This window comes from Inmirania thermothiophila (assembly GCF_003751635.1).
In the GTDB taxonomy this organism is placed as follows: domain Bacteria; phylum Pseudomonadota; class Gammaproteobacteria; order DSM-100275; family DSM-100275; genus Inmirania; species Inmirania thermothiophila.
In genome coordinates this window covers 839,914-852,155 of record NZ_RJVI01000001.1, presented here as the reverse complement: position 1 = coordinate 852,155, position 12,242 = coordinate 839,914, and the positions used below count along the sequence as shown (strand labels likewise).

Genomic DNA, 12,242 nt, shown 5'->3' with positions numbered 1-12,242 from the left:
CTGCCCGGAAGGATGCAGATCCCGTGCCAGGTCTCAGCCGCGGCGCAGGCGTCTCGCCGCGTGCCCGTCGCTCTCGCGCTGCTCGCGGCGCGCTTCCTCGCGCCGCTCGAGCCCCTGCAGCCGCTCCACGGCCAGGCCCACGGAACGGCTGCGCCGCTGCGCCTCGAGCCAGTGCCGGCGGCAGGCCTCCACCTCCGCGCGGGCCTGCTCCACCGCGCGCTCGAGCTCGCCGAGGGCCCGGTTGATGCGCTCCAGGAAGACGCGATAGTCGCGCAGGCGCGCGCCGCTCACGGCGGCCGCCCCCTGCAGGCTGCGGGCGTACTCGGCGCGGTAGCCCTCGAGGCGCTCGCGCTCGGCAAGCCGCGCCCGAAGCCGCGCCTGGGCCTCGCCGAGGCGGCGGGCGGCCTCGCGCTCGCGTTCGTGCATCACCCGCGCCACCGGCTCCATCCGCCTCGCCCGGCCCGCCATCGTCATCCCCCTCCGCTCAGGCCGCCGCCTGCCGCACGCCCACCAGCGCCTCGAGGGCGGCGACGCTCTCGGCCCAGGTCACCCGCTCGCCCATGTCCTGGCGCAGGAAGGCCATGAGACGAGGATAGTAGTCGATGGCCTCGTCCACCCGCGGATCGCTGCCGTGCTGGTAGGCGCCGACGCTGATGAGGTCGCGGTGCTGGCGGTAGGTGCTGAAGAGCTGGCGGAAGCGGCGCGCGGCACGCTGGTGCTCCGCGCCGGTGATCTCCATCATGGCGCGGCTCACCGAGGCCTCGACGTCGATGGCGGGGTAGTGCCCGGCGTCGGCGAGCTCGCGCGAGAGCACCACGTGGCCGTCGAGGATGGCGCGGGCGGCGTCGGCGATGGGGTCGTTCTGGTCGTCGCCCTCGGCGAGCACGGTGTAGAAGGCGGTGATGGAGCCGCCGCCGTCCTCGGCGTTGCCGGCGCGTTCCACCAGCTGCGGCAGGCGGGCGAAGACCGAGGGCGGATAGCCCTTGGTGGCCGGCGGCTCGCCGATGGCCAGCGCGATCTCGCGCTGGGCCTGGGCGAAGCGGGTCAGCGAGTCCATCAGCAGCAGCACCTGCCGGCCGCGGTCGCGGAAGTACTCCGCGATGGTGGTGGCCAGCATCGCCCCGTGCAGCCGCATCAGCGGCGGATGGTCGGCGGGGGTCGCCACCACCACCGCCCGGCGCAGCCCCTCCTCGCCGAGGATGTTCTGCACGAACTCGCGCACCTCGCGCCCGCGCTCGCCGATGAGCCCGACGACGATGACGTCGGCCTCGGTGTAGCGGGTCATCATGCCGAGGAGCACGCTCTTGCCCACGCCGCTGCCGGCGAAGAGCCCCATGCGCTGGCCGCGGCCCACGGTGAGCAGGGCGTTGATGGCGCGCACGCCCACGTCCAGCGGCTCGCGGATGGGCCGGCGCAGCATCGGGTTGAAGGGCCTGCCCGTGAGCGGGCGGTGCGCCTCGACGCGCAGCGGCCCGCGCCCGTCGAGGGGGCGCCCGGCGCCGTCCACGACCCGCCCCAGCAGCCCCTCGCCCACCGCCACCTCGGCCCCGCCCTGCTGCGGGATGACGCGCGCCCCGGGCACCAGCCCGGTGAGCTCCCCGGTGGGCATGAGGAAGAGCCGCTCCCCGGCGAAGCCCACCACCTCGGCCTCCACCTCGCCGCCCGGGCCGACGACGCGGCAGCGCCCGCCCACCGGCGCCTGGCAGCCCACCGCCTCCAGGGTCAGCCCCACCATGCGGGTGAGGCGACCCTCCACCACCGGGCGGACCGGGCGGGCGAGCAGCGCCCGCCGCGCCGCCAGGCGCGCCCGCCAGGCCGCGCGCCGCGCCGCCGCCGGATCAGCCTGCGTGCCCATCCGCTTCCCGCTCGCCGCCGAGGAGCCGCGCCGCGATCACCGCCAGCCGGTTCTCCACCGTGGCATCCAGGCGCGAGACGTCGGTCTCCACGCGGCAGCCGCCGCGGGTGATGGTGGGATCCTCCACCACCTTCCAGGCCCGCTCCTCGCCCGAGAGGGAGAGCGCCTCGCGCACGAGGGCGGCATCCTCGGGATGGAGGTGGACGCGCACCAGGCGCTCGGCCACCGGCAACGCCGCCAGCGCCTCGCGCACCACCGCCACCACCTCGCCCGGATCCGTCCGCAGCTCCCGCCGCACGAGCTGCTGCGCCACCGCGAGCGCGAGCTGCACCAGCTCGCGCTCGACCTCCTCGTCGAGGGCCTGCAGCGGACGGGCGAGCAGATCGCAGAGCGCCTCGAGCCGCCGCGCCGCCGCCCGCACCTCGGCCTCGCCCGCCGCGCGCCCCTCGCGATAGCCGGCCTCGCGCCCCTCGGTGAAGCCCTCCTCCCAGGCCTGGCGCTGGATGCGCTCGATCTCCTCGGCGGTGGGCAGGGCGTGGCGCCGCACGGTCCCCGAGGCCCCCACCTCCGGGGCCTGCCAGCGCTCGGCCTCGCCGGCGCGCTCGCCCCGCAGCAGCCTAGACAAACTCGTCCCCCTTGCCGAGCATGATCTGGCCCTCCTCGGCGAGGCGCCGCGCCACCGCCAGGATCTCCTTCTGCGCCGCCTCCACCTCGCTCACGCGCACCGGGCCGCGCACCTCCAGGTCGTCGCGCAGCATCTCGGCGGCGCGCTTGGACATGTTGCGGAAGATCTTCTCCTGCAGCGCCTCGTCGGCGCCCTTCAGGGCCACCACCAGGGTCTCGGTGTTGATCTCGCGCAGCAGCATCTGGATGCCGCGGTCGTCCACGTCCATGAGGTTCTCGAAGACGAACATCTGCTCCTCGATCTGCTGCGCCAGGTCTGCGTCGCTCTCCTTGAGCGCCTCCATCACCGCGCCCTCGGTCTCGGCGTCGAGGAGGTTGACCAGGTCCGCCGCCCGCCTCAGGCCGCCGAGGGCGCTGCCGCCGCGGGCGAGCCCCCGCGAGACGCTCTGCTCGACGATGGCGTCGAGCTCCTGCAGGGCCTCGGAGGGCACGGTGTCCATGGTGGCGACGCGCATCACCACCTCGGCGCGCACGTGCTGGGGCAGCAGGGCGAGCACCTGGGCCGCGGTCTCCGCCTCCAGGTAGGAGAGGACGATGGCCTGGATCTGGGGATGCTCGTTGCGGATGAGCCCGGCGATGGCGCGCGGATCGAGCCAGCGCAGGGCGTCCAGCCCCTTGCCCGACACCCCCTGCAGGATGCGCTCGAGGACCGCACCGGCCCGCTCCGGCCCGAGGGCCTCCACCAGCACCGTGCGCAGGTACTCCTCCTTGCCCACGCCGAGGGCGGTGTGCTTCTCCACCCCCTGCACGAAGGCCTCCAGCACCCCCTGCACCTGCTCGCGGGTGACGCCGCCGAGCTCGGCCATGGCCTGGCCCACCTGCTGCACCTCGTGGGGGCCGAGGTGGCGCAGCACCTCGGCCGCGGCGCGCTCGCCGAGGGTCATGAGGAGGACCGCGGCGCGCTGGGCCCCGCTCAACTTCGCGCTCCCCGCCTCAGCCATCGCTCGCAAGCCACGTCTTCACCACCTGCGCCGCGCGCTTCGGGTCCTGGCTCGCCACCGTCTGCGCCGCGCCGAGCTGCTCCTCGAAGCTCGCCGGACGCTGCGGCTGCGGGCCCTGGAGCTGCGCGGGCTGCGCCGCGCCGCCGGCGCCGGGCGGCAGGGCCGGCGCCGGCGGGGGCGCCGCCCCGGCCTGGGCCGCGCCCCGCACCAGCGGCCTGAGGACCACCAGGATCAGCAGCAGTATAAGCGCCGCCGCCGCCACCTGCTTGGCCAGCGCCCACACCCACGGCCGCTCCCACAGGGCCGGCTCCGGGAGCGGCTCGGGCGCGGCCGGCGGCTGGAAGGAGGCGTTGATGACGCTCACGGTGTCGCCGCGGGCCTGGTCGAAGCCCACCGCCTGGCGCACCAGGGCGGTGATGCGCTCCATCTCCTCCGGGGTGCGCGGCTGGCGCGCCGTGGTGCCGTCCTCGCGGGTGACCACGCGGTCGTCCACCAGCACCGCCACCGAGAGGCGGCTGATGCGGCCCACGGGCTCGCGCACGTGACTGATGGTGCGGTCGATCTCGTAGTTGCGCACCACGCGCCGCGCGCTGTTGCGCACCGGCGACTGCTCCGGCGGGCTCACCGGCTGCGCCCCCGGCACCAGCTCGGGCTCGGCGGGCGGCTGGTTGGAGAGCGCACCCGGCACCCCCGCCGGCTCGGCGCCGCCGCTCACCTCCTCGCTGCTCTCCTCGCTGCGCACCGCGCTGCGCTGCGGGTCGAAGGACTCGCGGGTGAACTCCGTGGCGGTGAAGTCCAGGTCGGCCGCCACCTGCACCCGCACGCCGTCGGCGCCCACGACCGGCGCCAGCAGCTGCCGCACGCGCTCGGCGTAGCGCTCCTCCACCGCCTTCTGGTACTCCAGCTGGCGGGTGCTGAGACCCGCGAGCCCGCTCTCGTCGCGGGTCAGGAGCCGGCCTTTGTGGTCCACCACCTTGACCCGCGAGGCCTTGAGCCCCGGCACGCTCGAGGCCACCAGGTGCACGATGGCGTCCACCTGCGGCCGCTCCAGGGTCCGGCCGGGGCGCAGCCTGACCAGGACCGAGGCGCTCGGCTCCTCGCGCTCGCGCAGGAAGACCGAGGGTCGGGGCACGGCCAGGTGCACGCGCGCCGACTCGACGCTGGCGAGCGCAGAGATGGTGCGCGCGAGCTCCCCCTCCAGCGCCCGCTGGTAGCGGGCCTGCTCGATGAAGCGGCTGGTGCCGAAGCCCTGCTGCTGGTCGAGGAGCTCGAAGCCGGTGTCGGCGCCGCGCGGAAGCCCCGCCTCGGCGAGGCGCAGGCGCAGCTCGTGGACCTTGGCCTCGGGCACGAGGATCGCGCCGGTGGCGGGATCCAGGCGGAACGACGCCCCCGCCTGGCGCAGGGCCTCGGCCACCTCGGCCGCGTCCTGCGCCGCCAGGCTGCCGTAGAGGGGCACCATGGGCGGGCGCTGCGCCCACAGCGCCACCGCCACGCCGATGGCCACCGCCGCCGCCACCCCCACCATCGCCGCCACCTGGCGCACCACCGGCATGCGGCCGAGGCCGCTGACCGAGGCCCCCAGATCCTCCAGCTTCACCACCGCCATCGCAACCTCCTCGGCACCGACCGACGGCGCCCGCCTCGGGGCCCGTCACCCGGGATCAGATCTGCATGCGGAAGATCTCCTGATAGGCCTCCACCAGGCGGTTGCGCACCTGGGTCATGGCCTGGAAGGAGACGTTGGCCCGCTGCAGGGCCACCATCACCTGCGCAAGCTCCACCCCCGGCTCGCCGCGCTCGAAGGCCTCGGCGAGCCCCGCCGCCTGCTGCTGGCGGGCGTTGACCTCGTCCACCGCCCGGCGCAGCAGGGCCTCGAAGCCGCCCCCCGCGGCCTCGCCGCCGGCGGCGGGCTCGGCGCCGCCCGCGGCGCGCGCCGCCATGGCGCGCATCTGCGCGATGAGATCCTGGATGCCGATCTCGCTCACGTCCGTCCCCCCGTCAGCATGCCTCCGGAATCGGGATGCCCGCCTCGCGCATGCGCGCGAGCTTGTAGCGCAGCGTGCGCGGGCTGATGCCGAGGTGCTCGGCCGCCTTCTTGCGGCTGCCGCCGCCGGCGCGCAGGGCCTCGAGGATGAGCTGGTGTTCGCGGCTGCGCAGATCGCTGCCCAGGTCCGCGGGCGCCTCGCCCCCCGCCCGGGGGGGCGCCTCGGCCTCCAGGCGCAGCGCCCAGGCGTCCACCTCGCCGCCGTCGGCGAGGATGAGGGCCCGCTGCAGCGCGTTCTCCAGCTCGCGCACGTTGCCCGGCCAGTGGTGGGCCAGAAGCAGCCGCTCGGCGGCGGCGGTCAGGCGCGGCAGCGGCCGCCCCGCGGGCACGTGGCGGGCGAGCAGGTGCCGCGCCAGGGGCAGGATGTCGCCGGGACGCTCCCGCAGCGGCGGCAGGTGCAGCGGAAAGACGTTGAGGCGGTAGTAGAGGTCCTCGCGGAAGCGGCCGGCGGCCACCTCCTCGCGCAGGCGGCGGTTGGTGGTCGCGAGCACCCGCACGTCGAGGCGCACCGTCTCGCGCCCGCCGAGCCGCTCCACCTCGCGCTCCTGGAGCACGCGCAGCAGCTTCGCCTGCAGCGCCAGCGGCATCTCCGAGATCTCGTCCAGGAGCAGGGTGCCCCCCTGGGCCTGCTCGAACTTGCCGGGCGTGCTGCGGTAGGCCCCGGTGAAGGCGCCCTTCTCGTAGCCGAAGAGGATCGCCTCCAGCATGTTCTCCGGGATGGCGGCGCAGTTGACGGCGACGAAGGGGCCGGCACCGCGCGGCGAGCGGCGGTGGATATAGCGCGCCACCACCTCCTTGCCGGTGCCGGACTCGCCCGTGAGCAGCACCGTCGCCTCGCTCGCCGCCACCCGCCGCGCCAGCGCCAGCACCTCGCGCGAGCGCGGATCCTCCGCCACCGGGACCTCGGCCTCGGGCCGGCGCAGGTAGCGGCGCACCTTGGCCAGCAGCGTCTCGGCCTCGAAGGGCTTGACGAGATAGTCCACGGCCCCGAGGCGCATCGCCTCCACCGCGCTCTGCACCGTGCCGTAGGCGGTCACCAGCAGCACCGGCACCTCCGGACGCGACGCCCGGATGCGCCGCAGCAGCCCGTGGCCGTCGAGGCGCGGCATCTGGACGTCGCTGACCACCAGCCCCACCGGGTGCGCCTCGAGGGCGGCCAGGGCCTCCTCGCCGTCGGCCGCCGCCGCCACCTCGTGCCCCGCCATCTCCAAGGTGTCGCACAGCGCCTCGCGCAGCGCCGCATCGTCCTCCACCACGAGCACGACCCCCTCGCTCATCACCTCCTCCTTCCTGCTTTCGCCATCCGCACCGCCCCGCCCGCCAGGGGCTCGGCCGCCGTCGCCTGCGGCAGGCGCAGGACGAAGCGGGCGCCGGGGCCGCCGACGTAGGCCGCCTCGCCGCCGTGGGCGCGCGCCACCGCGCGCACCACCGCAAGCCCCAGCCCGGTGCCGTCGGGACGGGTCGTGAAGAAGGGCTCGAAGAGCCGCTCCCGCGCCTCGGCGGGCACGCCGGGGCCGTCGTCCGCCACCTCCACCGTGACCCAGCCGTCGGCGCACCCGACGGTGAGGGTGACCTCGGCGGCGCCGGCCTCGCGGGCGTTGTCCACCAGGTTCGCGAGCGCCTCCACCAAGGCCTCGCGCCGGCCGCGCACCAGGGCCTCGCCCGCGGGCGCGCGCACCGCGACCCGCGGGCGGCCGAAGCCCGCCGCCTCGGCCGCCGCCTCGCGGGCCGCGGCGACGGCGTCGAAGAGCGCCTCGCCGCCCGCCTCCGGGACCCCGCGGGCGAAACGCAGCAGCCCCGCGATGCGCCCCTCCAGGGCGCGCAGCCGCTCCTGCAGCCGCCCCGCGATGCGCCGGCGCAGCGCCGGCTCGAGGTCGTCGCGGGCGAGGTGTCCCGCCTGCAGCAGCGCCGCCGCCAGCGGCGTGCGCAGCTGATGGGCGATGCGGGCGGTGACCTCGCCGAGGTCGGCGAGCCGCGCCTGCCGCGCGGCCTGGGCCTCGAGGCGGCGGGTCTCGGTGACGTCGTGGAGGACGAGGATGCGCCCGCCGTCGGCGAGCGCCGCGCGGGCGAGGCTCAGGCGGCGCCCCCCCGCGGTGGCGAGCTCGCGCCCGTCGGCGCTCGCCGGGCGCAGCCCCGCAGCGAGCTCGGCCCAGCGCCGCCCCGCCGGGACGAGGCCGAGGAAGCGCTCGGCGGCCGGGTTGTGCTGGACCACCCGGCCCTCGGCGTCCAGCACCAGCACCGCCACCGGCAGCACCTCCAGCAGCCGCGCCAGGCGCCCGGCGAGGCGCTCCTTCTCCGCCAGCTCGCGCATGCGCGCCCCGCGCGCCGCCGCCAGCTCCTCGGTGAGGACGGCCACGCGCGCCTCGAGGTCGCGGTAGGCGGCCGCAAGCTGCTCCGAGAGGTCGTTGAAGAGCCGGAAGGCCTCGGCAAGCTCCGCGCTGGGCTGGTTCTGCGCCATGACGTCGGAATTCCGTCGCACACGCTCCCTGCCCCGAGAGGATGCAGGAAGCGTGCCGGACTCCGGCGCGGTCTCAGGCCCCCGCCTGCTCCGGGCGCTGGAGGCCGTACTTGCGCAGCTTCTCCACCAGGGTGGTGCGGCGCATGCCGAGGCGGCGCGCGGCGTGGGCCACCACGCCGCCGGCCTCTTCCAGGGCCTGCGAGATGAGCCGCACCTCGAGCTCGGCCAGGTACTCGCGCAGATCCAGGCCCTCCGGCGGCAGCTCCGGCGCGGCGGCGCCGGGCGCCGCCGCGCCCAGGGCCTCGGCCACCTCCACCCCGGCCTCGAGGCCGCGGCGGTAGCGCTCCGGCAGGTCGCGCACGTCCACCGACTCGCCCGGGTGGAGGATGGCGAGACGCTCCACCAGGTTCTGCAGCTCGCGCACGTTGCCCGGCCAGTCGTAGGCGGCGAGGGCCTGCAGCGCCGCCGGGGTCAGGCGCGGTCCCGGCCGGCCAGCGGCGTCGAGGCGGGCGACGAACTCCTCGATCAGCAGCGGGATGTCCTCGGCGCGCGCCCTCAGCGGCGGCATCTCGATGGGGAAGACGTTGAGGCGGTAGTAGAGGTCCTCGCGGAAGCGGCCGTCGCGGATCGCCGCCTCCAGGTCGCGGTGGGTGGCGGCGACGATGCGCACGTCCACCGTGATGGTGCGGCTCCCGCCCACCCGCTCGAAGCAGCGCTCCTGCAGCACGCGCAGGAGCTTGACCTGCATCGGCAGGCTCATGTCGCCGATCTCGTCGAGGAAGAGGGTGCCGCCGTCGGCGAGCTCGAAGCGCCCGCGGCGGCTGCTGAAGGCCCCGGTGAAGGCGCCCTTCTCGTGGCCGAAGAGCTCGCTCTCCAGGAGCTCGGCCGGGATCGCGCCGCAGTTGACGGGCACGAAGGGGCCGTTGCGCCGCGGCGAGAGGCGGTGCAGCACCCGCGCCACCACCTCCTTGCCGGTCCCCGATTCGCCGAGGACGAGGACGTTGGCGTCGGAGTCGGCGACGCGCTCGATGAGGCGGCGGACCTCGCGGATGGCGGGGCTGCGCCCCACCAGCCGGTGCAGCGCGCCCCGGCCCCGCCCCTGCCTGCGCGCCGCCTGCTCCAGCGCCGCCAGGAGCGGCCCGTGCCGCAGCGGCACCGCCCCCTCGGCCGCCTCGTCCCCGTCGGCGAGCGCGATGACGGCGACACCCTCCGGCGCCGCGGCCCGGGCCCGCGCCCGCGCCTCGCCACCGAGGCCGGGGGCGAGGAGCCACACCGCCGCCCCCTCCGGCACCTCACCCGGCGCCGCCACCCGCGGCTCGTAGTCGAGGAAGCGGACGATGGCGGCGAGGCGCTCGGCCTCCGCCGCCTCGGCGGCCACCACCGCCACCGCCTCGCACGTCCCGCTCATGCCCTCCCCTGCCGTGCTCCCGCCCCCGCGGCGGCCCGGCAAGCGTAGCGACGCCGCCCGCGCGTTGTCAAAAATCCGACGCGCCGGGCGGCGCAGCCGGCGCGCCGCCCGCCCGCGCCCGCGCCACGGTGCGCCGATGCTGGCGGAAGAGGTAGCGCTCGAGCAGCTCGGCCACGGGCGGCGGCGCAGGCTCGAGGATCACCGTGCCGTCGCCGCCGGCACGGCCTGCGAGCACCAGCGGCGCCGGCAGGCGCGGATCGAGGACAAGCTCCACGAAGACCCGCTGCCCGGGCGCCGGCCGCCCGTCGCCCTCCCAGCGCAGGGCGTCCAGCCGCCACGCCACCGCCCGCGGCGGCGGCGCGCCGCCCTCGCGGGCGAGCCACAGGCCCATGAGCTCCAGGATCAGGTCGAGGCGGCGTTCGATGCGCGCGAGCGCCGGATCGGCGCCGGGCTCGTCGGCGGGCTCGCCCCGCCGCGGCCACTCGTCGAGGGCGAGGGCGAGGCGGAGGACGCGGGCGTTGGTCTGCGCGTCGGGGACGGCGTCGTCGGGCGCCGCGCGCCAGCGCAGGGGGATGCGCGCGCGGTGGACGACGCCGGCGCCGAGACCTTCCTGCGGCTCCCCGGCCATGGCGGCAGCGTAGCCGGCGCCGCCGGGGGCGGCAAGGGCTCAGCCGGCGGCGGCGCCGTAGGCGGCGGCGGCGGCGCGGCCGCGGCGCAGGGCGCGCAGGGCCGCCGCCGCCTCCTCCCGCGCCGCCAGGGCCAGGGCCGCGAGCTCGCGGTCGCGGGCGAGCACGGCGCGGATGGCCTCGGCGAGGGCCTCGGCGCGGGCGGCGTCGGGCGGGGCGGCGAAGGCGCGGCGGATGGCCTCGCGCCGCCGCCCCTGCAGCTCGGCCACCGCCGCCCAGGATCCGGCGCGGGCGTGGCCGAGCATGGCCTCGGTCAGGGCCAGGACCTCGTCCACCGCCGGCCTCAGGCTCCCGCGGCCGCCGGGACGCCGGCGCGCACCGCCTCGGGGATCGCGTCCCAGGCGCCCTTGATCTCGCGCAGGAGGTTGGCCACCTCGTCGAGGATGGCGGGGTCGTTGTGCAGGTTGGCCTCCAGCAGCCGGCGCTCCATGTAGTCGTAGAGGTCGTTGAGATTGGCCGCGATCTCGCCCCCGCGCTCGCGATCGAGGCTCGCCCGCAGCCCCTCGAGGATGGAGATGGCCCAACCGATCTGGGCCCCCTTGGCCGCCACCTCGCCCCGCACCATGTGGCCGCGGGCGGTGCAGACCTTCTCCAGCGCCCCCTCCAGCAGCATCTGGACGAGGCGGTGCGGATCGGCGTCGGTGACCCCGGCGTGGGTGCTGACCTGGCGGTACTGCTGGATGGCGCCGCTGCGGTTCATGGTCTCGCTCCTTTCGTTGTCTGGGTTCAGCGCTTGCTGCCCGAGTCGATGGCGCCGGGCAGGTTGGCGAGCTGCCCGGCGAGGAACTGGCTCGTGGTGTTGAGCTCGGCGATGAGGCTGTCGAGGGCGCTGAACTGCGCCGTGAGCCGCTCCTCGAGCGCCTCCATGCGGCGGTCGAGGGCCTCGCGCTGCGCCTCGATGTCGTCGAGCAGCGCCTGCAGCCCCTCCTCGCGGGCGTCGAGGATGCCGTCGCTTCCGGTGTACTCGTCGATGAGGTCGTAGAGGCGCACCGCGACCCCGTCGCTGCCGGCGAAGAGCGTCGAGAGCTTGTCGAGGCCGGCGTCCATCGCCGCCTCCAGCTTCGCGCTGTCGAGCTGCAGCATGCCGTCCTCGTCCGTGGTGATGCCGAGCTCCACGAGGGTGTCGTAGGCCGCGTCCGCACCGTCCACGGCGGCGCCGAGCTCGGCGCGCAGCCGGCTCTCGAGGGTGCGCACGGTGAAGTCGCCGATGAGGGTGCCCGAGGCGCCCTCGCTGCTGTATTCGGTCAGGGCCCCGAGGGTGGCCACGAGCCCGTTGTAGGCGTCCACGAAGCCCTGCACCGCCGCGGTGACGGCGCCGCGGTCCACGGCCACGGTCAGCTCGGCGGTGGTGCCCGGGGTCTCCGGCTCGCCCACCACGGTGATGGTGACGCCGTCGATGGCGTCCGCGAAGGTGTCGGTGGCGCTGGAGACGGTCTGGCCGTCGATGCGGATCTGGGCGTCCGCCGCTGGCCGGATCTCCACCAGATTGGCCGAGGCCAGGCGCGACAGCCCGGCGGCGTCGGTGTCGTTGCCATCGTCGTCGGCGACGGTGACGGAGATGGCGTTGGCCGCGCCCGTGCTGCCCGCGGTGAGCACGAGCCGCGAGACGGTGCCGCCGGCGCCGTCGTCCACGTGGACGATGGTGGCGGAGACGAGGCCGTCGTTGCCGTCGGCGGCGTTGATGGCGTCGCGCACGTCGGCGAGGGTCTGCGCGGAGGCGTCCACCGCCACCGTGAAGCTGTCGCCGCCGACGCTGATGGTGAGGGTCCCGGTGCCGACGTTGTCGCCGGCGGAGGCGAAGTCGCCGGAACGGACCTTGTGCGCCGCCGCCCGCTGCACCACCTCGATCTCGTAGCTGCCCGCGACGGCGTCGCCGTCGGCGCTGGCGGTGAAGAGCGAGGTGTCGCCCGAGGTGGCGGTGCGGCCGGTGAAGGTGTCGGTGTCCTTGAGGGCGGCGACGGCGTCCCGCAGCGAGGCGAGCGCCGACTTCACCGTGCCGAGGGCGGACAGGGTGGCCTGGGTCTTGGCCTCGCGCTTGTTGAGCCGAAGCTCCGTCGGCTGGCGCTCGGCCGCCACCAGGTCGGTGACCAGCGACGCCAGGTCCAGCCCCGATCCCACGCCCAGCGACTGGATGCTCGCCATGATGCCGCCTCCGTCGGTCCGCCC

General features: G+C 76.2%; 13 protein-coding genes. All 13 read right to left on the bottom strand.

Annotated features, from left to right (window positions below):
• Nucleotides 1-33: 33 nt before the first annotated feature.
• The 13 genes from fliJ to fliD all read right to left on the bottom strand — a co-directional run bounded on the left by fliJ (nt 34) and on the right by fliD (nt 12,218).
• Nucleotides 34-474: a flagellar export protein FliJ gene (fliJ, locus tag EDC57_RS04185; RefSeq protein ID WP_123400523.1), complete on the bottom strand. Its 441-nt coding sequence runs from the start codon at nt 472-474 to the stop codon at nt 34-36.
• A gap of 10 nt (nt 475-484) precedes the next feature.
• Nucleotides 485-1,855, bottom strand: coding sequence for a flagellar protein export ATPase FliI (gene fliI, locus EDC57_RS04180; protein ID WP_123400521.1), 1,371 nt, complete (start codon nt 1,853-1,855; stop codon nt 485-487).
• Nucleotides 1,839-2,480, bottom strand: coding sequence for a flagellar assembly protein FliH (locus EDC57_RS04175; protein WP_123400519.1), 642 nt, complete (start codon nt 2,478-2,480; stop codon nt 1,839-1,841). Before EDC57_RS04175 ends, fliI begins: the two co-directional genes overlap by 17 nt.
• Nucleotides 2,473-3,480 carry a flagellar motor switch protein FliG gene (gene fliG, locus EDC57_RS04170; RefSeq protein ID WP_123400517.1) on the bottom strand — a complete coding sequence of 336 codons (1,008 nt, stop codon included), beginning with the start codon at nt 3,478-3,480 and terminating at the stop codon, nt 2,473-2,475. Before fliG ends, EDC57_RS04175 begins: the two co-directional genes overlap by 8 nt.
• The gene (gene fliF / locus EDC57_RS04165) at nt 3,473-5,086 is read right to left on the bottom strand and encodes a flagellar basal-body MS-ring/collar protein FliF (protein ID WP_123400515.1); all 1,614 of its coding nucleotides are present in this window, start codon (nt 5,084-5,086) and stop codon (nt 3,473-3,475) included. The genes fliG and fliF overlap by 8 nt, the downstream gene beginning before the upstream one ends.
• A gap of 55 nt (nt 5,087-5,141) precedes the next feature.
• Nucleotides 5,142-5,465, bottom strand: a complete 324-nt coding sequence (gene fliE / locus EDC57_RS04160) for a flagellar hook-basal body complex protein FliE (RefSeq protein ID WP_123400513.1) — start codon at nt 5,463-5,465, stop codon at nt 5,142-5,144.
• Between the two features lie 13 nt (nt 5,466-5,478).
• Nucleotides 5,479-6,801: a sigma-54-dependent transcriptional regulator gene (locus EDC57_RS04155; protein ID WP_123400511.1), complete on the bottom strand. Its 1,323-nt coding sequence runs from the start codon at nt 6,799-6,801 to the stop codon at nt 5,479-5,481.
• Nucleotides 6,801-7,982, bottom strand: coding sequence for a sensor histidine kinase (locus EDC57_RS04150; protein WP_123400509.1), 1,182 nt, complete (start codon nt 7,980-7,982; stop codon nt 6,801-6,803). Before EDC57_RS04150 ends, EDC57_RS04155 begins: the two co-directional genes overlap by 1 nt.
• Before the next feature lie 73 nt (nt 7,983-8,055).
• Complete coding sequence (locus tag EDC57_RS04145; protein ID WP_123400507.1) at nt 8,056-9,390, bottom strand: sigma-54 interaction domain-containing protein; 1,335 nt, start codon at nt 9,388-9,390, stop codon at nt 8,056-8,058.
• Nucleotides 9,391-9,457: 67 nt separating this feature from the next.
• The gene (locus tag EDC57_RS04140) at nt 9,458-10,018 is read right to left on the bottom strand and encodes a PilZ domain-containing protein (protein ID WP_123400505.1); all 561 of its coding nucleotides are present in this window, start codon (nt 10,016-10,018) and stop codon (nt 9,458-9,460) included.
• A gap of 39 nt (nt 10,019-10,057) precedes the next feature.
• A complete protein-coding gene (gene fliT / locus EDC57_RS04135; protein WP_123400503.1) occupies nt 10,058-10,351 on the bottom strand; it encodes a flagellar protein FliT in 294 nt (97 codons plus the stop codon).
• 8 nt (nt 10,352-10,359) lie between these two features.
• Nucleotides 10,360-10,776, bottom strand: coding sequence for a flagellar export chaperone FliS (gene fliS / locus EDC57_RS04130; RefSeq protein ID WP_123400501.1), 417 nt, complete (start codon nt 10,774-10,776; stop codon nt 10,360-10,362).
• Between the two features lie 26 nt (nt 10,777-10,802).
• On the bottom strand, nt 10,803-12,218 hold the full coding sequence (fliD, locus tag EDC57_RS04125) for a flagellar filament capping protein FliD (RefSeq protein ID WP_123400499.1): 1,416 nt from the start codon (nt 12,216-12,218) through the stop codon (nt 10,803-10,805).
• Nucleotides 12,219-12,242: the final 24 nt, after the last annotated feature.

Excerpts from the sequence above, each read along its gene's own strand:
- fliJ (WP_123400523.1), bottom strand. The coding sequence starts at position 474 with ATGACGATGGCGGGCCGGGCGAGGCGGATGGAGCCGGTGGCGCGGGTG.
- fliI (WP_123400521.1), bottom strand. The coding sequence starts at position 1,855 with ATGGGCACGCAGGCTGATCCGGCGGCGGCGCGGCGCGCGGCCTGGCGG.
- fliG (WP_123400517.1), bottom strand. The coding sequence starts at position 3,480 with ATGGCTGAGGCGGGGAGCGCGAAGTTGAGCGGGGCCCAGCGCGCCGCG.
- fliF (WP_123400515.1), bottom strand. The coding sequence starts at position 5,086 with ATGGCGGTGGTGAAGCTGGAGGATCTGGGGGCCTCGGTCAGCGGCCTC.
- EDC57_RS04155 (WP_123400511.1), bottom strand. The coding sequence starts at position 6,801 with ATGAGCGAGGGGGTCGTGCTCGTGGTGGAGGACGATGCGGCGCTGCGC.
- EDC57_RS04150 (WP_123400509.1), bottom strand. The coding sequence starts at position 7,982 with ATGGCGCAGAACCAGCCCAGCGCGGAGCTTGCCGAGGCCTTCCGGCTC.
- EDC57_RS04145 (WP_123400507.1), bottom strand. The coding sequence starts at position 9,390 with ATGAGCGGGACGTGCGAGGCGGTGGCGGTGGTGGCCGCCGAGGCGGCG.
- EDC57_RS04140 (WP_123400505.1), bottom strand. The coding sequence starts at position 10,018 with ATGGCCGGGGAGCCGCAGGAAGGTCTCGGCGCCGGCGTCGTCCACCGC.
- fliS (WP_123400501.1), bottom strand. The coding sequence starts at position 10,776 with ATGAACCGCAGCGGCGCCATCCAGCAGTACCGCCAGGTCAGCACCCAC.
- fliD (WP_123400499.1), bottom strand. The coding sequence starts at position 12,218 with ATGGCGAGCATCCAGTCGCTGGGCGTGGGATCGGGGCTGGACCTGGCG.